Below are 17,848 nucleotides of genomic sequence, written 5' to 3' on the forward strand. Positions count from 1 at the left end.
GGTAGCCATCATGGTCGATGTGAACCCTTTCGACAGGGTTATGAATGAATTGAAAAGTCGTGGCCGCAAGAACGCTCACATCCTGAGCATCCTCCAATTCGACTGGCCTGCATCGGAGGCCATCATCGAGAAGCTGAGCTGCTACATCACAGACGGGATTAAGGCTAATCAGGAGCCTGTGATTTACCCGATCATTGAAGAAGCTCTGCATCGCTACAGCCAGCTCGTGTTTCATGAGCAGAGAGAGAAATATGAAGACCCGGCCAGAATTGGGGCATTTCTGGAAACCCTGATCACCGAAACCTGCCGGGCGTTGGAAGTGCAAATTGTCGATAGTGGCGGTGATTCATGGTCTGTCGATTCAGGAGAGTCGTTCTCACTGTGGCTTTCTTCCCATCCAGGAGAACTATCCATTAACCCGCAGCCCCATGAGGATGAGACCTCTTTGCGTGGCTTGCTGTATGAGCTCATCACCTGTGAGAGCGTGAAAACTGTTTTAAGGAGAACCGACTATGAAGAAGCCGTGGTTGCTGGTCGCATGGCTGCTGGTTATTGAGTTGCTGGCAATATTGCTGCTGATCCCTGGCGACTGGACAGACAGAGCCATCAAAAGGGAATCCGAGCTGGTGGAACAGAGTCTTGGTGTCGAAGCAAGAGACTGGATACAGAACAAAGCATCTACCTGGTTCAGGTCGAGCGTTATTGATTCAGGATTCTATGAGGGGATGTACCAAACGCTGATCCCATCAGAAGAGGAGCGCCAGAAGTCCAAGGGGATGCAGGACATGGGCAAGGGCTGGTTTGTGTGGGTCAAAGGCCGCATGGAAGCCTTTGTCAACGTCATTTACCAGTTCTACACAAGGTTGGCACTGTTAGCCGCGTGGGCTCCCTATATGCTGATCCTGTTCGTACCTGCGGTATATGACGGGATGATGACATGGCGAATTAAGCGGACCAACTTCGATTATGCGAGTCCGGTTCTCCATCGTTACAGCGTTCGCGGAACGATGTACCTGATGGCCGGATTGTTCATCGCGTTCTTCATCCCCATAGCGCTCGATCCGGTTGTCATCCCGATGACAATGATGACGTGCTGTGTCCTGGTTGGCCTGACGTTCGGCAACCTCCAGAAACGGGTATAGGGAGGGAGGATGAGCTACTCCGTTATAAATCAAGATGGGGTGCATCTGTGCGACATCCCATTGAACGTCTACCAGGTGATACGTCGCCAATCCTTGTCTGCGTTGTGGCTTTACTGGGCGCAGAGCTTGAATTTGGTGAAGGTGCTCATTGCTTGCGTCGGAAAGATGATCTTTGTGATGCCGGTAATGTGGTTCTGGGTGCTGGTGGTGTGCCGCTTGGTTGAACCAGAACGTATCTCAGACGTGTCAGGACTTATCTCTCCGGACGTGATCGGGTGGGCCGCTGGTGCGGCCATCACCCTCATTATCTTTTCCGTATTTACACGCCCAGCGTTGTACGGATACCACAACTTTTTCAAGCAGCATATTTGCTCAAGAGTAAAGCAAGTAACGCCGGAACTCAGAACAGTCACTGGGCCACTGTTCTTTTACCGAAACGAAATTGGAACGATATAGAGAGGAACCATGAAAGTAACTAATAGACTCCAACTGCTGGCACTGGGGCTGTGTATAGCCGGTACTGCCATCGCGGCTCCTGATGTGCTCAATGACGACGCAAAGCTCAAGAACCTTGAGAAGGTGTGTCCCGACTGTCAGATGGTGGCAAAAGATGTACTCAATCTGCGGGTTGAAAACTGCCAGCTCAAAGACACTTCCAGTGCAATGATGATTGGCACCATGCAAAATGACCCTATGTTTTCGTTTATGCTGGCTGTACACACAGCGGCAGGCTCGGAGGCATACAAAACGGTAGTTGGTGCCGCTGGCAACCATGTTGACTGTGAAAACCCGTTGAACTGGATCAAGCTGACCCAGCAAGCGATTAAAGGTGGCAAAGTCTAATGCGTAAGAGAGATTTCTTTTTTGGAGAGGTGTATGAGGGGAGTGGAGGAGCCACTCTACGACTGAGTGATATGGAACCATTGGCAAGAAAAGTGTCGGCAGAGTTCTTCACTGCACAACTGAACCGTATACTGAAAGAGCATGACGGTCAGTTGACGCTCAGCGATGGAACGTCGTACCCCAGCTTTTGGAGCTTCATCGACAAGGTTGATCCAGAGCAGGTTGGTTTCGTGGAGATCTACGCTCGGCAGGATGTTAACGATAATGTTGAAGCGACACTGGCGTGTGACATCGTTTTGGTAAATGGTGTGATCACCGTTAAACCTCACTGGTGTGCTTACAAAGACATCAGGGCTGACGAAGTGATTTCCACCTTACTGGTGCCTTTGCATTTGAAGGCTCTCCAGGGTAAGGCTTACATTCGCTGGGATGATGGTGAAACCGAACCTCTGTTACAAAACGACGACTATCAGGCTGAACTTGAAAATGTGTTTAGTGTTTCCAAGTACCCATCAGCCATGAGCTGGGGCGATACAGCAGACCAGAAGGTTAAGCAGTACAAGATGGACCTTGAGTGCGCCACAGATGTTGGTCGTCGAGGTGTCTCATCAGAGCAAGCATGGGATGCTTATCGAGAACTCCGTTACAATAGAACAGTGTGAAACAAGCGGCCATCGGCCGCTTTGAACTTTCACATGTGAAAGTTTTTCGCCTCCCGCTCTTATCATCTCCTCGAATAAACCTCCATAAAGTGCCCAAAATGGGCCGTAACAGCACTGTTCCTAGATTGATCAATTAAGAGACGATTACTCCGTGATGACGACAAGTTATTTGGAGGGTCTATGTCCGCACAAGCTCACGTCAGAGAAAGCGAAAGCTCATCTGGTTCATTCATCTCCTGGCAGTTCCTTGTCTGGCAGGTGATGTTCGTTATAGGTGTTGTTGCAGGGATGAACCTGGAACACGCATTCAATTTTCTAGGTTAATGGGAGGAAGTGTGAACCTTAATAAACAATTTTTCTGGTTTTTGATGAACGCGGTGCTGATGTGCATCTTCATCGTTCCAGTGGCCGTCGCGTTTTGGCTGTCTGCTTTTGCGGCAGGTTTTGACTGGAGTCAGTGGGTTAAGTTGGCTGCTGATACGGCCAACAGAGCTGCAAGTGACCCGGCCAAGGCTCTGGGCACGGTTCAGACCTACTGGGGCATTCTCAGCTTCTTCCTGCTGGCGGCGTACAGTCTGATGTTCAAGTTTAAAGCCAATGCTAACAAGGAAGTGAAAACTCTGGAGGTGGCCCGACCAGCCAATGAAGTTAGCGTTGCGGCTTCGGAAAAACATTCGGAAGCGGTTCCTCAAAATCAATAACCGATCCAGTAAACGCAAAAAAGGCGGCTTAGGCCGCCTTTTTTTATTTGTCGCTGGAAGTGCCCGAAAAGGGCGCGAAGCCGTGGCAGAAAATCAGTGACCCTGAATGAGAATACAGGCCACTAGGAAAAGAAGAGGGTTGCTATGAAGCCTGTAAAGATACCGCGCCGGGTCGATGAGCCCCCGCATCTGCTGTTGTGGAGCGCAGATGAGTTGGCCCCGATGCTTTTGGGGCTAACGATAGGGGTCATCATCGGTAAGGCTCTGATCTGCTTTCTGGGGGGGTTACTTGTAACCAACCTTTATCGCCGATTCAGGGATAACCATCCGGATGGATACCTGCTCCACATGATCTACTGGGCCGGGTTCATCATGACCAAGGCCAAATCTCTCAAGAACCCGTTTGTCCGGAGGTATTTGCCTTGAACCTGAAAAAGTATCTCAAGACCTGGGAAGGGACCCAAACAGAAAATAAGTGGGGGCGAATCTTCCAGGGTGGTCTTATTGCTATCGTTTTCCTGCTGGTGGTCCAAGTATTCAGCAAGGAAACCATCGTCACTATCCAGCCTTTCACGCTCACGGAAGAAGCCTGGGTGACGAAAAGTAACGCCTCTCAGTCCTATAAAGAGGCTTGGGGTTTCGCTTTTGCTCAGCTCCTTGGCAATGTGACGCCAGGAACCGTTGACTTTGTGAAAGAACGGATCACCCCGCTTCTCTCCCCGAGCATCTATCAGGACGTGATTGATGCCATCGAAATTCAAGCTCAACAGATCAAGAACGACCGCGTAACCATGCGGTTTGAGCCGCGTTTTGTTGAGTACGAGCCCAAGAGCGACAAGGTGTTTGTCTACGGATATTCCTACGTCAAAGGGGCTTCTTCTAACGAAGAGCGTAGCGAACGCTCCTACGAGTTCGCCATCAAGATTTCAAACTACGCGCCCGTGCTGGACTACATCGACACCTATGTAGGAAAGCCACGCACCAAAACTGTTTTGGAGCAACTCCAGCGCAAAGAAGAAAACCGGAGAAAGCATGAAGAACAACGCTAAACTTTCGCTCCTGGCGCTGTCCTTGGCGCTTGGAACTTCAATGGCCTATGCCTCGGATGACATTCCTGTTGTCCCGGCCAGTGTTATGAAAAAGGATGTTCCTGCCCCTGTGACGTCAGGACAAAGCTCCCATGAGGTTGTGGGCAGCATGAATGAAAACCCCTTACTGACGATGAAGCCGGGGGTTAACCAGATCATCCCGATAGCCGTTGGTCATCCGAACCGAATCGTCACGCCTTTCAGCAATCCTGAGATCGTTTCAACATCTCTGACCGGGGCGACGGATAACGGCCAGTGTGGTGAGGTCTGCATCAAAGAGAATGTGGTCTATGTCGCCACGGATAAGCAGTATCCGGTGACTATGTTCATTACTGAAAAAGGCTCGGAAGCCCAAGCTCTCAGCCTGACGATGGTTCCCCGTCGTATTCCGCCCAGAGAAGTCTTTCTCAAGCTCGATGGTGGTGTAGGTATCACTGGTGCTTTTGCCAATACCAAGGCTGAGACCTGGGAACAGAGCCAGCCTTATGTCGAAACCATCCGGTCGGTATTCCGCAAGATTGCTCTTGGTGAAGTCCCTCAAGGTTACACGTTGAACCGCATCCCTGCTGGTGCTGCGGTGCCGAGCTGCGCTCATCCTGGGGTAAAGGTGGATTTCAGCAAGGGGCAATACATGATGGGCCACCACCTTAACGTGTTCATCGGTGTCGCCCTGAACGTCTCTGATCAGCCTATTGAGTTCAAAGAGGCGTTGTGTGGGAGCTGGGATGTGGCTGCGGTGACTACGTGGCCGCTTAACGTGCTTGAGCCCGGCCAGAAGACGGAGATCTATGTGGCGAAGAAGCAGAAGCGTGGTCTCGCACCAACGTCTAAGCGTCCATCGCTGCTGGGAGGTGCCCAATGATTAAGCGATTTTGGACACAGTTAGACCCCAACAAGAAGCGTTGGGTGTCTATCGCTGGCGGCGTCTTCGTTCTTTTTGCGGTCGTGACAATGTTCTCTGGTGAACCCAAGAAAGAAGAGAAGCGCGGTCGCCAAGAAACCATCAAGCACGTTCTCACAGACAAAAACACCCGTGAGATCGGGATAGATTCGTTGTCTGCCGATGTGAAGATGGTGTCTCGTGAAAACTCCGACCTGAAAAAGGAGCTGGAACGAGTCAAGAAAGAGCTGGAGGAAACCAAAACCACTGCCGGGAAATCCAGTGATGTTGGCCGTGAGATGACCCGCCTTCGTCAAGATTTGGACCGCCTGACCCAGAAGAACATGGAATTGGCTAAGAAAGTCGAAACCGGCGCTGCTGGTGGAAAAACATCCTCTTCATCAGAGGATGCCAGAGCCGATGTTAATGGTGCATCTGGTGGTGATGGTCAGTTCATGGAGAAAAAGCTCGACTACAAAGATCCTGCATCCTTTTTTCGGGACGCACCGCTTCCTGACTCGAAGGGTGGGGCTCCTGCAACTGGCAAGGGAGACGGTCGTGATGCAACTAAACCAGGCATCCAAATAGTGAGCTACTCGCAGAAAGCGCCAGAAGTTGAAGAGAAGGACAACAAGGATGATGAGTCTATCTACCTACCTTCTGGCTCCATCCTGACAGGGGTGCTCATCAACGGTATGGACGCACCAACATCTCAAGGTGCTCGTCGAGATCCGTTCCCTTCGACCCTCAGGATTCAGAAAGAGGCTATTTTGCCTAACCGCTTCCGTGCGGATGTTCGTGAGTGCTTCCTGATTGTTTCAGGCTATGGAGATCTCAGTTCAGAGCGAGCGTACCTGCGTGGCGAGACCTTCTCGTGCGTTCGGGATGATGGGGGTGTCATAGAAGCGAAGCTGGATTCCTATGCAGTGGGTGAAGACGGTAAGGCCGGTGTCCGTGGTCGCGTCGTATCGAAGCAGGGGCAAATCATCGCCAAGAGCTTGATGGCAGGCTTCCTTGGTGGCGTTTCCGAAGCCTTTGACGTCAATCCTGTGCCGGTCGTTAGCACTAACCCTGGCTCAAATACCCAGTACCAGTCTGTGTTCTCCGACCAGATGTTGCAGGGAGCAGCAGTGAAGGGGGCCAGTAAGGCGCTAGATCGCATCGCTCAGTTCTATATCGACATGGCCGAAGGCATCTTCCCTGTTATCGAGGTCGATGCTGGCCGTCAGGTAGACATCATCGTGACCAAAGGAACCAAGCTACAAATTCGTTCCACCGGGGGAACCAAGAAATGAAAAATTTGAACATTTTGACCAGAAAGGGCAGTTCCAGAGGCGAGGCTCAAAAGGAACAGGCAGTAAGATCCGCAAAGATGTTGGGGGTGGGTGCAGCGCTACTTATTTTGTCGGGCTGTTCGACGTTCAACATCGGCAAGGATGAGTATAGCTGTCCGGGAATGCCGAATGGTGTTCAGTGTATGTCAGCGCGAGACGTTTACGCCGCAACCAATGACGGAAATGTCCCGCGTCCAATGAAACCAGAGGAAGTCGAGGCCAAAGCGGAAGCGGATGGCGAAGGTTCCTCAAACGTTTCAGCGAACTCATCTAGCTCCGGAGACCCGGTGATTGACAACTATGTCGCACCGCGTCTTCCGGATCGCCCGATTCCAATTCGTACACCAGCACAGGTTATGCGGATTTGGGTAGCTCCCTGGGAGGACACCAATGGTGATCTCATCGTGACAGGGTATGTCTATACCGAAATCGAACCGCGCAGGTGGGTGATTGGGGATGGCACACCGCAAAGTGAGCCAGTTTTGAGACCGCTGCAAACGGTACAACACGAACCGAAGTCTGAAACAACCAAATAGGAGATGTTCTTGATGAACGCAAATCAGTTGGCGAATGCCTCAAGTAAAAACAACGCACTCTTCCTCTTCCTGGGGTTGATGGTGGTAGCCTTCCTGCTCGTGCCGGATCAGGCCCACGCTGGTACTGGTGGTACAGCGTTTGACGACGTATGGGTAACTCTCAAGGATTGGACCCAAGGTACTTTGGGTCGAATCGTTGCGGGTGCGATGATCCTGGTCGGTGTTGTTGGTGGTATCGCTCGCCAGAGCCTCATGGCTTTCGCTATGGGTATCGGTGGCGGTATGGGCCTGTACAACTCCCCGACCGTAGTGGAATCCATCATGTCTGCTACTCTGGAACATGCAGAGAAGGTCATCCCGGCTGTTGTGCAACTCAGCAATGGCCTGGGGGTGTAAAAGACACCTTGCCGTTAATCAACGGGTGATAGGGGCAGCCTAAAAGCTGCCCTTATTTTTTGGCAAAAAGTCCAGTCATAACAAATTCCAACTATTTCCCTAGATTCTACGTCAGTACTTCAAAAAGCATAATCAAAGCCTTGATAAATATGCATTCCTTCGAAATTCAGCTTTCACCCATTGGGTGAAAGAAAAGTGCTCAAAAATATGTTAAATTATCAGCTTTTATGACTCGATATATGGTAAAATAATAGTAAGAAAAGTAGTAAAAAGGGGTTCTAATTATGATTAATAAAATTGATTTCAAAGCTAAGAATCTAACATCAAATGCAGGTCTTTTTCTGCTCCTTGAGAATGCAAAAAGCAATGGGATTTTTGATTTTATTGAAAATGACCTCGTATTTGATAATGACTCAACAAATAAAATCAAGATGAATCATATAAAGACCATGCTCTGCGGTCACTTCATTGGCATTGATAAGTTAGAACGTCTAAAGCTACTTCAAAATGATCCCCTCGTCAACGAGTTTGATATTTCCGTAAAAGAACCTGAAACAGTGTCACGGTTTCTAGGAAACTTCAACTTCAAGACAACCCAAATGTTTAGAGACATTAATTTTAAAGTCTTTAAAAAACTGCTCACTAAAAGTAAATTGACATCCATTACGATTGATATTGATAGTAGTGTAATTAACGTAGAAGGTCATCAAGAAGGTGCGTCAAAAGGATATAATCCTAAGAAACTGGGAAACCGATGCTACAATATCCAATTTGCATTTTGCGACGAATTAAAAGCATATGTTACCGGATTTGTAAGAAGTGGCAATACTTACACTGCAAACGGTGCTGCGGAAATGATCAAAGAAATTGTTGCTAACATCAAATCAGACGATTTAGAAATTTTATTTCGAATGGATAGTGGCTACTTTGATGAAAAAATTATCGAAACGATAGAATCTCTTGGATGCAAATATTTAATTAAAGCCAAAAGTTATTCTACACTCACCTCACAAGCAACGAATTCATCAATTGTATTCGTTAAAGGAGAAGAAGGTAGAGAAACTACAGAACTGTATACAAAATTAGTTAAATGGGAAAAAGACAGAAGATTTGTCGTATCTCGCGTACTGAAACCAGAAAAAGAAAGAGCACAATTATCACTTTTAGAAGGTTCCGAATACGACTACTTTTTCTTTGTAACAAATACTACCTTGCTTTCTGAAAAAGTAGTTATATACTATGAAAAGCGTGGTAATGCTGAAAACTATATCAAAGAAGCCAAATACGACATGGCGGTGGGTCATCTCTTGCTAAAGTCATTTTGGGCGAATGAAGCCGTGTTTCAAATGATGATGCTTTCATATAACCTATTTTTGTTGTTCAAGTTTGATTCCTTGGACTCTTCAGAATACAGACAGCAAATAAAGACCTTTCGTTTGAAGTATGTATTTCTTGCAGCAAAAATAATCAAAACCGCAAGATATGTAATCATGAAGTTGTCGGAAAACTATCCGTACAAGGGAGTGTATGAAAAATGTCTGGTATAATAAGAATATCATCAATAAAATTGAGTGTTGCTCTGTGGATAACTTGCAGAGTTTATTAAGTATCATTGCAGCAAAGATGAAATCAATGATTTATCAAAAATGATTGAAAGGTGGTTGTAAATAATGTTACAATGTGTGAGAAGCAGTCTAAATTCTTCGTGAAATAGTGATTTTTGAAGCTAATAAAAAACACACGTGGAATTTAGGAAAAACTTATATCTGCTGCTAAATTTAACCGTTTGTCAACACGGTGCAAATCAAACACACTGATTGCGTCTGACGGGCCCGGACACCTTTTTGCTTTTAATTACGGAACTGATTTCATGATGAAAAAATCGTTATGCTGCGCTCTGCTGCTGACAGCCTCTTTCTCCACATTTGCTGCCGCAAAAACAGAACAACAGATTGCCGATATCGTTAATCGCACCATCACCCCGTTGATGCAGGAGCAGGCTATTCCGGGTATGGCCGTTGCCGTTATCTACCAGGGAAAACCCTATTATTTCACCTGGGGTAAAGCCGATATCGCCAATAACCACCCAGTCACGCAGCAAACGCTGTTTGAGCTAGGATCGGTTAGTAAGACGTTTAACGGCGTGTTGGGCGGCGATGCTATCGCCCGCGGCGAAATTAAGCTCAGCGATCCGGTCACGAAATACTGGCCAGAACTGACAGGCAAACAGTGGCAGGGTATCCGCCTGCTGCACTTAGCCACCTATACGGCAGGCGGCCTACCGCTGCAGATCCCCGATGACGTTAGGGATAAAGCCGCATTACTGCATTTTTATCAAAACTGGCAGCCGCAATGGACTCCGGGCGCTAAGCGACTTTACGCTAACTCCAGCATTGGTCTGTTTGGCGCGCTGGCGGTGAAACCCTCAGGAATGAGTTACGAAGAGGCAATGACCAGACGCGTCCTGCAACCATTAAAACTGGCGCATACCTGGATTACGGTTCCGCAGAACGAACAAAAAGATTATGCCTGGGGCTATCGCGAAGGGAAGCCCGTACACGTTTCTCCGGGACAACTTGACGCCGAAGCCTATGGCGTGAAATCCAGCGTTATTGATATGGCCCGCTGGGTTCAGGCCAACATGGATGCCAGCCACGTTCAGGAGAAAACGCTCCAGCAGGGCATTGCGCTTGCGCAGTCTCGCTACTGGCGTATTGGCGATATGTACCAGGGATTAGGCTGGGAGATGCTGAACTGGCCGCTGAAAGCTGATTCGATCATCAACGGCAGCGACAGCAAAGTGGCATTGGCAGCGCTTCCCGCCGTTGAGGTAAACCCGCCCGCCCCCGCAGTGAAAGCCTCATGGGTGCATAAAACGGGCTCCACTGGTGGATTTGGCAGCTACGTAGCCTTCGTTCCAGAAAAAAACCTTGGCATCGTGATGCTGGCAAACAAAAGCTATCCTAACCCTGTCCGTGTCGAGGCGGCCTGGCGCATTCTTGAAAAGCTGCAATAACTGACGATGAGGCCCAGGATATTGGGCCTCCTTTCTTTCTCTTTTTTTCCTGTTGTCATCTACACTTAACAAAAATACAGCAAGGAAAATCCCATGCGCATTTTGCCCGTCGTTGCTGCAGTTACGGCTGCATTCCTGGTTGTCGCGTGTAGCTCCCCGACACCGCCGAAAGGCGTTACCGTGGTAAATAACTTTGATGCCAAACGCTATCTGGGAACCTGGTATGAAATTGCGCGCTTCGACCATCGTTTCGAGCGCGGATTGGATAAAGTGACCGCAACATACAGCTTGCGCGACGACGGCGGCATCAACGTTATTAACAAGGGCTATAACCCTGACAGGGAGATGTGGCAGAAAACGGAAGGGAAAGCCTATTTCACCGGCGACCCAAGCAGAGCCGCGCTTAAGGTTTCTTTTTTCGGCCCCTTCTATGGCGGGTATAACGTAATTGCACTCGACCGGGAATATCGTCACGCGCTGGTTTGTGGTCCGGATCGCGACTACCTGTGGATCCTTTCACGGACCCCTACTATTTCAGATGAAATGAAACAGCAAATGTTAGCCATCGCGACCCGGGAAGGGTTTGAAGTGAATAAACTGATTTGGGTGAAACAGCCTGGCGCTTAGTGAGTGCTCAGCTTCAGACCAATAATGCCAGCAACGATCAGCCCAAGGCTCAGCAAACGTGCCGGGCTGGCAGACTCACCCAGCAGCAAAATCCCTGTAATGGCCGCCCCAACAGCGCCAATACCGGTCCAGACCGCATAAGCGGTTCCTACAGGCAACGTGCGCATTGCCCAAGAGAGCATGGCGATACTGACGATCATCGCCGCAATAGTGATAATGCTTGGCGTAAGACGCGTAAAACCGTGGGTGTATTTCAGGCCAATCGCCCAGACAACTTCGAGCAAACCTGCAATTAATAAAACGATCCAGGACATATCAGGCTCCAGAACAATGGGGCCGTCCCCGGTGAAAGAAGCGTTTGCAGGTCGTCCTGCAAAGCTAATGTGTGAAATGGCATTTTTGCCCGGAAGAAAATGAATTTCAACCTTTTTATTCACCGCCTGCTAAAAGCAAGAATTAAGCATAATTAGCGGCGTAGTTCCCGCATTTGGCACTCATCGGAGTTCTCTATGATGAAGGGCTTTCTGAAACCAGAAAGTCGATTGCCCCTCTTCTGAATGCGAAACGTTTATGCTTAAAATTTTAGTGATTGACCGGTGCCACTTTACCCGCACAGGGATAGAGGCCTTGCTTAATCATTCTGGCAGGTTCAGCTCCTCATTTCTGGTATCAGGAATCAATAATCTCCTGTTAGCAAAAGAGCATATTTTGCAATGGAAACCGCATCTGGTGATCGCGGATTTATACAGTTTTATTAGCGAGACGCACTCCAGTCCGCCAATTAAACCTTTTTTTATGAGTTGTGGCGTCATCCCACTAATTTTACTGCAATCAGCAGACAGACAGCATGCACCCATCGTGCCCTCTCAATCCGTAGCCCATTCGGTCTTGACCAAGCACACCACGCTGAACACACTCTCCCACACAATTCAGGATTTCCTTATTTGCTCAAAAAGGGCACTTCCACAGCCCATGTTTATGCACTCCCTCCCGTAACCTCCAGCATTGGGTTCTTGTAACTCAAAACGAATGGAGAATGCGATGATCAATTTCAAGCCTAAAATTCCGGCGATGCTTGGGGCTCTGGCGGTTCTTACCGCTGGTGCTGCTCATGCAGAGCTGCTGGAATACACCTTTAAGGCTCCAGATGGTACGCAACGGTCTCTGACTCCGAATGCCAACTATGCCAACCCAACGGGCAATATCTCGTTTGCCTTGAGTGCCGGTATCGACCGAAAGGTAAAGATTTCGGTGCTTCGGTCGGATGGAACAGTGGTTTCGACAGCGACCAGCCACCTTCTTGGGGCTACTGATCGCATCACAGTGGGTGGAAAATCCTACTATGGTGCGGAACTTCAACTACCAGCTCCAGTTGGTGGGGCATACACTATCAGGGCGGAAATTCTTGCCTCTGATGGTTCTACAGTACAGACGGATGAATACCCTCTTACTGTCGATGTGACGCCGCCAACCTACTCTTCGCTTGCCCCGGTTTATAGTAACTATGGGCAGGTTACTAGCGGTGATGTTTGGAAACTGGGTCTAGGTGGCTCTGAGGATAATGCCTTTTTGCTGTCAGGAATCTCTGATGAGTCACCCATCAAAGGCGTCAAAGCAAAGCTGTATCGTCAAGACGGTTCACTCTACAAAGATGTATCCGTGAACTACGATGACGCTAACGGACAAGCTAGACAGTCTTTCCAATCTGGCTTTTTCCCAGCCTCTGACTTGGATGAAGTGTTTACACTTCAGTTTGAGATAAGCGATAGCGCTGGAAATAGCTATCTTTCACCTCGTCAAAAAGTGATGTTTGATAGCATAACCAATGCTCCGTCTGCACCTTTTGGTGTTTATGACCCTTCAAGTACAAACAACTTAGGCCCTGGATTAACCGGATTTGTTGCTTACACTGAGGGCATGACAGTTAAAACTAACCCAATCAAGTTAGCTTGGCGTGTTCCGCGTGATAACTGGCATGAGTATAGAGAAGGTGGGATAAATATGACCAATGCCTTGGGAGAGATGTCCAAGGTAGGAGAAGATGCCAGCTATGTTTATCTCGTCACAACCGCACCTTATGGCAATACCGACGGCAATTATTGGCGTTGGGTGAACTTCGGCCAGTGGGGGGGAGGCGGTATTGCTTATAACCTCACACTCTCTCCATCAGCGCCTAAAAGTCCCAGACTTTTGGGTGTGGACTACAATTACAGTGATATAGGATGGTCTAGTTTTTACCGCTACTGGGTGAACAATTCTGTTCTTCCTGTCACTGTTAGTAGTATCCGTGTCAAAGTTGAACCAAGGCCTTACGTTCAAACTGCCGTTCACAGGGGAAGCTGTGAAATTCCTGTTGGTCAAGATAGCTGCGTGATTGCAAATAGCTTCACAATGGCTAAAGGCACAACAGGGTACGTCCACGATAATGCGACAGTTTTCAATCCGGATAAATCTCTTCGCTCGAATCCTCTTTGGGCAGAGGTTAACTGGAACGATCAGCACTACCCTCAGCTAAGTCAGCAGTTCGATCAAAATAGCAAGGTATTTACCTTATTCGTTAACCAGCCAGGACGAGGCGCTTACTTTGATAGGCTGCGTCTGCGAAGTGCATGGATTGAAGATAGCAAAGGCAACAAGCTGTCTCCAACTGGTGGGTTAATAGCCAACAACTGGGAGAACTACACTTACCAGTGGGATCTTAAAACTCTCCCTGAGGGGCAATACAGTCTTGTTGCCGCAGCAGAGGAGATGCACGGGCCTTTAACGCGACAACCAATGTTCCAGATAACGTCTGATAGAACGCCACCAACCATGACACTCAGTGTGGCAGATGGAGCAGCTATCCAGACTCTAGATGATGTTGTTATTACCTTGGCTGATGCTATCGACCCTTCACCTAAATTGACCTCTATTGCCCTTGTAGGGGGGCCTGCCAATGACAAGGTGCAGTTGTCTTGGCGTGAGGAGTCGAAAGGTCGATTCCGCCTTGAGTACCCGGTAATGTTCCCTTCTTTGAAGGAAGGGGAATCTTACACGCTGACTGTTTCCGGTGAGGATGCACAAGGCAATGCGGTTCAAAAGGCTGTTGGCTTCGAGTACAAACCTCGTCAGGTAATGCTGGCGGATGGGATGGATGGCAAGGTCATGGTCCCCGCTGTCACTCATGAATTTGTTCATGCAGATGGCAAACGGATCATCGAAACCAAGCCGCTGACGCTCAGTGATGGTGCTGTCGTGACAGGTTCATACGACGTGTTTGCGACCCTACGTTCTGATGCGAAAGTACCGCTGGTGGTTAATGGGGTGCGTATCGAGCCAGGCCAGACAATGGGGATCATGAGCCAACATGATTTCGGTGCGTCAGGTGGTCGTTTGAGCATTCCGGTTAAACCTGCTGTTCCTGATGTGGTCGGCTCTTCCAGCCTTCTTGTCATGACCTCCGCGCCGAACTCACCCATCTTGGTTGTGGACATCAATACCTGGAAAGGGACGGCTAAGCTCTCTGCTGAATCATGGACAATTCGCCAGGTCATTGACCCAGTGAAAATCTATGCCCTGCCAGAGTCGGGTGTGCCTTGCCGGTTCACCACGAAAGAGGATGTGGCTATGGCCGCAGACCCAATTCGTGACCCGGTGTGTTTGCTCCAGTGGGACAGAACTCCAGATGAGGCTGAACAAACTACGCAGGACAACAACGGGATGAAAGTTGCTGGGCTGGTGGGGCAGGCTGTGAGCATTGGTGAACAACCTGTCGAATACAGCCTGTACCTGTTCAGTGGTGACGGTTCCAAGGTAAAAGTTGGGTCTGGCTCTCAGAACCTGACGGTAACTACTGCCTATGGCTCTGTTGGCTACACCCCGATTGATGACATTGCTCAGGTGAATCGCGTCATTGAAGATTTTGATGTGAACTTCAAGCAGAGCAAGGGGCCAGACTGTTCTATAACCCTCAGCGCAGACCGTGCGAAAAAAGAGGCCGCGAACAAGGCTGTTGGTAGTGCAAGCCGTGCCTGTCTGTTCGAGTGGCAGCAGATCCCCGATGGATTGGTCCAAGACCCGTTATCGGAATCACCTTCGCTCTCTGGTTCATTGGCCTCCAACGGCGTTCATCCACTGGGGTGGCGGGTAAGTATTTTCACCCGTAACGGCACTAGGGTGACGTTGAACGACGAGACTTTCAATGTCGAAGCGGTTGACCCACCAGCTCCGACCGTTGAACTAGCCTCCGACTACAACTTCAAAGACAACATCTACTTGGTGCCGATGACAGGTAACTACCTGGGTGATGCCATTATCAACTCTGAACGAGCTGATCTGGATATTGCCATATCGCGCAACTCGGATGTTCTTGAGTCTGAGACCTTCACTCCGGGATGGGGTGCCACCAATAAGGTGTATCGCCGCATCAATACCGATGAGCGAGCGTTGTGGGAGGAGACCACCTACAAGGTGAACGCGGCCTACAACAAGGTGCCTGATGTGAAGACTGAGGTTGTCTACCGGGCTATCTCTGCACCTTCTGACAGTATCCGTCCTATCGTTGAAGTTAAAGGTGATACCGCGATTGACACCCAGGCATTGCCGGTTAGGGTTCTCATCCGTGATCAGTACAAACCTGATGGTGACTATGACGCTAACACGATGGGGGTGTGGAAAGTACGCCTGATCCAGCAAAAGGCCTACAACGAGACGGTTGCGCTCACTGATTATGCGGAAGCATCGAACGGTGAAGCTCAGTTCTCAGTAGACCTGTCTGGTGTGGATACTTCCTCCGTCCGTATCGCTGCTGAGGCTGTTCTGGAAAGCCCTGTTGAGGGTTACAACCGCACAGAGTTGTCTATCAGACCTGCCTTCTTGACAGTGCTTCGCGGTGGTGCCATCGGTGCTGGCGTGGAGGCTCGCAAGTTGTCTGGTGAAGCTCCGTTCACTGCTGTGTTCAAGCTATCTTTGGACGACCGTCAGGATCTCCGGGCTACCGGCCAGGTTGTGTGGGAAACCAGTAAGGACGACGGTAAAACCTGGGAGCAGTTCATCCCAGAAGATCGATACAAGTATCAGCTTGTGAAGACCTTCGACAAGGGGGAGTACCAGGTTCGGGCCAAGGTGGTGAACGTCAACTCAGGTGCGGAAAAGTACACCGAAGCGGTCAGTGTTGTCGCTTACGACAAACCTGATATTGCTGTTATCGGCCCGACCACGTTGTTTGTCGGAAGTGAAGGCAAGTACACAGCGAACCTGACGTTGAACGATGAGCCAATCTCCGGTGGCAATGCCATTGTTGAGTGGTCTACTGACGGTGGCAAAACCTACGCGCAGACAGGGGATAGCATCACGCTTTCGAGCGATGAAGAAACCCGATACCGCCTGTGGGCTCGTGTGCGCTCTGCCACGGCACCGGCTGATGACGGCTATGCCTATGAAGTTGCGAAAACGGCGGTTGACTTCCGAGCAGTGAAGGCACCTCGTCCTTACGTGACAGGGCCGCGAGTTATTGAGACCGGTAAGAAGTATGTGTTCAAAGCCGAAACCAGCCTGCCTTACCGTGGGATGGACGTGAAGCTGAACGGGTTCTTCACGCTGCCTGATGGCTCGATTGTGCAGGGTGATACTGCTGAGTACGAACCCTCTGACACTGACCTCAATCAGGCTACTGTAGAAACGAAGTACACCACCTGGATCGAAGGATACCGAGATCAGGGTGCAGAGGCTTCGCATAGCCTACGCTCCCGCGTTTGGCAGTATGTATGGCCGAGCTTCGGAATGCAGGTTAGGAAGAACGCAGACGTGGCTCCTGCGACGATCACCGCGTCAGTGCGGCCAATTGCCTTCAACGGCAAGCTGGAAGAGCCGACCTACGAGTGGGAGTTGCCGGAAGGCGCTGTGATTCAGGATCAGCGGCAGGATATTGTCCGGTCCTTTGTGATCAATGAGCCGGGTGATTACAACATCAAGGTCACTGTCCGTGATGCTCGCGGCCATGAGACCGTGATCGAGCAACCGCTCAAGATCGGCCAGGCAGCGCCCTATGCCATTGACCTGCAATACTCTGGCTCGAACAAATACGAGCGTGAGCCTCTGGATGTGCTGTTGCGACCGTACATTTCTGGCGGCCACCCACGCGACCGTATTTCGACTCGTGTTTATTCGGTAGATGGTACACCGTTGGAAAGCAGTGGTTACTACGGCAGAGCAACTCTGGGCGCTGGTGAGCACAGCATCAAGCTGAAAATAACCTCAGAAATGGGGCATGAAGCTGAGGGCGAGGTGAACATCAATGTTGCAGAGAACAAGTTGCCTGCATGTAGCCTGAGCTCACGAGAGACCGTTGGGTCGTGGATCGTCTATGCGAACTGCGAAGATACCGATGGCCGCATGAAGTCCTACGAATGGACCATTGCCGGTGAGTTGCAGAGCATCAGCTCTGATCGAGTGACTATCAGCAAGGGCACCTATGAAACGATGCCGACCATCTCTCTGGTTGGGGTCGATGACTCTGGGGGCAAATCCGAAGCTGTTACCATGAACTAAGGTTCATTCCTCTCAAAGCCCGGTTCAGACCGGGCTTTTTTTTGTATCGCGCTGGAATTGTCCAAATTGGGCTATTACAGAGGCGAGTCTATTTC

At 49.7% G+C, this 17,848-nt stretch carries 18 protein-coding genes and 1 pseudogene; 18 read left to right on the forward strand and 1 reads right to left on the reverse strand.

Annotated elements, in window-relative coordinates; genetic code table 11:
- Positions 1-10 precede the first annotated feature (10 nt).
- From M1E93_RS19095 to M1E93_RS19170, 16 genes are all read left to right on the forward strand, one after another.
- Positions 11-556, forward strand: a complete 546-nt coding sequence (locus M1E93_RS19095) for a hypothetical protein (RefSeq protein WP_000228720.1) — start codon at positions 11-13, stop codon at positions 554-556.
- Positions 513-1,142 carry a DUF4400 domain-containing protein gene (locus tag M1E93_RS19100; RefSeq protein ID WP_000743449.1) on the forward strand — a complete coding sequence of 210 codons (630 nt, stop codon included), beginning with the start codon at positions 513-515 and terminating at the stop codon, positions 1,140-1,142. The genes M1E93_RS19095 and M1E93_RS19100 overlap by 44 nt, the downstream gene beginning before the upstream one ends.
- A 47-nt stretch (positions 1,143-1,189) precedes the next feature.
- On the forward strand, positions 1,190-1,366 hold the full coding sequence (locus M1E93_RS19105; protein ID WP_169342285.1) for a hypothetical protein: 177 nt from the start codon (positions 1,190-1,192) through the stop codon (positions 1,364-1,366).
- 241 nt (positions 1,367-1,607) lie between these two features.
- Positions 1,608-1,985 carry a hypothetical protein gene (locus M1E93_RS19110; protein ID WP_000869297.1) on the forward strand — a complete coding sequence of 126 codons (378 nt, stop codon included), beginning with the start codon at positions 1,608-1,610 and terminating at the stop codon, positions 1,983-1,985.
- A complete protein-coding gene (locus M1E93_RS19115; RefSeq protein ID WP_001231464.1) occupies positions 1,985-2,647 on the forward strand; it encodes a hypothetical protein in 663 nt (220 codons plus the stop codon). Before M1E93_RS19110 ends, M1E93_RS19115 begins: the two co-directional genes overlap by 1 nt.
- A gap of 180 nt (positions 2,648-2,827) precedes the next feature.
- Positions 2,828-2,971, forward strand: a complete 144-nt coding sequence (locus tag M1E93_RS19120; protein ID WP_001275801.1) for a hypothetical protein — start codon at positions 2,828-2,830, stop codon at positions 2,969-2,971.
- Between the two features lie 11 nt (positions 2,972-2,982).
- Positions 2,983-3,348, forward strand: a complete 366-nt coding sequence (locus M1E93_RS19125) for a hypothetical protein (protein WP_001052530.1) — start codon at positions 2,983-2,985, stop codon at positions 3,346-3,348.
- 144 nt (positions 3,349-3,492) lie between these two features.
- A complete protein-coding gene (gene traL / locus M1E93_RS19130; RefSeq protein ID WP_000805625.1) occupies positions 3,493-3,774 on the forward strand; it encodes a type IV conjugative transfer system protein TraL in 282 nt (93 codons plus the stop codon).
- Positions 3,771-4,397: a TraE/TraK family type IV conjugative transfer system protein gene (locus M1E93_RS19135; protein ID WP_001049717.1), complete on the forward strand. Its 627-nt coding sequence runs from the start codon at positions 3,771-3,773 to the stop codon at positions 4,395-4,397. The genes traL and M1E93_RS19135 overlap by 4 nt, the downstream gene beginning before the upstream one ends.
- Positions 4,381-5,298 carry a TraK domain-containing protein gene (locus M1E93_RS19140; protein WP_000794249.1) on the forward strand — a complete coding sequence of 306 codons (918 nt, stop codon included), beginning with the start codon at positions 4,381-4,383 and terminating at the stop codon, positions 5,296-5,298. Before M1E93_RS19135 ends, M1E93_RS19140 begins: the two co-directional genes overlap by 17 nt.
- On the forward strand, positions 5,298-6,611 hold the full coding sequence (locus M1E93_RS19145) for a TraB/VirB10 family protein (protein ID WP_024131605.1): 1,314 nt from the start codon (positions 5,298-5,300) through the stop codon (positions 6,609-6,611). Before M1E93_RS19140 ends, M1E93_RS19145 begins: the two co-directional genes overlap by 1 nt.
- A complete protein-coding gene (gene traV, locus M1E93_RS19150) occupies positions 6,608-7,186 on the forward strand; it encodes a type IV conjugative transfer system lipoprotein TraV (protein ID WP_000793435.1) in 579 nt (192 codons plus the stop codon). The genes M1E93_RS19145 and traV overlap by 4 nt, the downstream gene beginning before the upstream one ends.
- Positions 7,187-7,264: 78 nt before the next feature.
- Complete coding sequence (gene traA / locus M1E93_RS19155; protein WP_064754699.1) at positions 7,265-7,582, forward strand: TraA family conjugative transfer protein; 318 nt, start codon at positions 7,265-7,267, stop codon at positions 7,580-7,582.
- A gap of 284 nt (positions 7,583-7,866) precedes the next feature.
- A complete protein-coding gene (locus M1E93_RS19160; RefSeq protein ID WP_000608644.1) occupies positions 7,867-9,129 on the forward strand; it encodes an IS1380-like element ISEcp1 family transposase in 1,263 nt (420 codons plus the stop codon).
- A gap of 323 nt (positions 9,130-9,452) precedes the next feature.
- Positions 9,453-10,598, forward strand: coding sequence for an extended-spectrum class C beta-lactamase CMY-2 (locus M1E93_RS19165; RefSeq protein WP_000976514.1), 1,146 nt, complete (start codon positions 9,453-9,455; stop codon positions 10,596-10,598).
- 93 nt (positions 10,599-10,691) lie between these two features.
- Positions 10,692-11,225: a lipocalin family protein gene (locus tag M1E93_RS19170; RefSeq protein WP_001221666.1), complete on the forward strand. Its 534-nt coding sequence runs from the start codon at positions 10,692-10,694 to the stop codon at positions 11,223-11,225.
- On the opposite strand, the gene sugE is transcribed toward M1E93_RS19170, so the two are convergent.
- On the reverse strand, positions 11,222-11,539 hold the full coding sequence (gene sugE, locus M1E93_RS19175; protein WP_000118520.1) for a quaternary ammonium compound efflux SMR transporter SugE: 318 nt from the start codon (positions 11,537-11,539) through the stop codon (positions 11,222-11,224). The two genes, M1E93_RS19170 and sugE, sit on opposite strands and share 4 nt — an antisense overlap.
- 256 nt (positions 11,540-11,795) lie before the next feature.
- Here sugE and M1E93_RS19180 point away from each other — a divergent pair.
- A pseudogene (locus M1E93_RS19180) lies at positions 11,796-12,167 on the forward strand (LuxR family transcriptional regulator); the annotation flags it as partial.
- 99 nt (positions 12,168-12,266) lie between these two features.
- Complete coding sequence (locus M1E93_RS19185; RefSeq protein ID WP_000606835.1) at positions 12,267-17,753, forward strand: Ig-like domain-containing protein; 5,487 nt, start codon at positions 12,267-12,269, stop codon at positions 17,751-17,753.
- The last annotated feature ends 95 nt before the right edge of the window (positions 17,754-17,848 follow it).

Origin of the sequence: Providencia sp. PROV272 (genome assembly GCF_049901975.1) — a bacterium.
GTDB classification, from domain to species: domain Bacteria; phylum Pseudomonadota; class Gammaproteobacteria; order Enterobacterales; family Enterobacteriaceae; genus Providencia; species Providencia stuartii.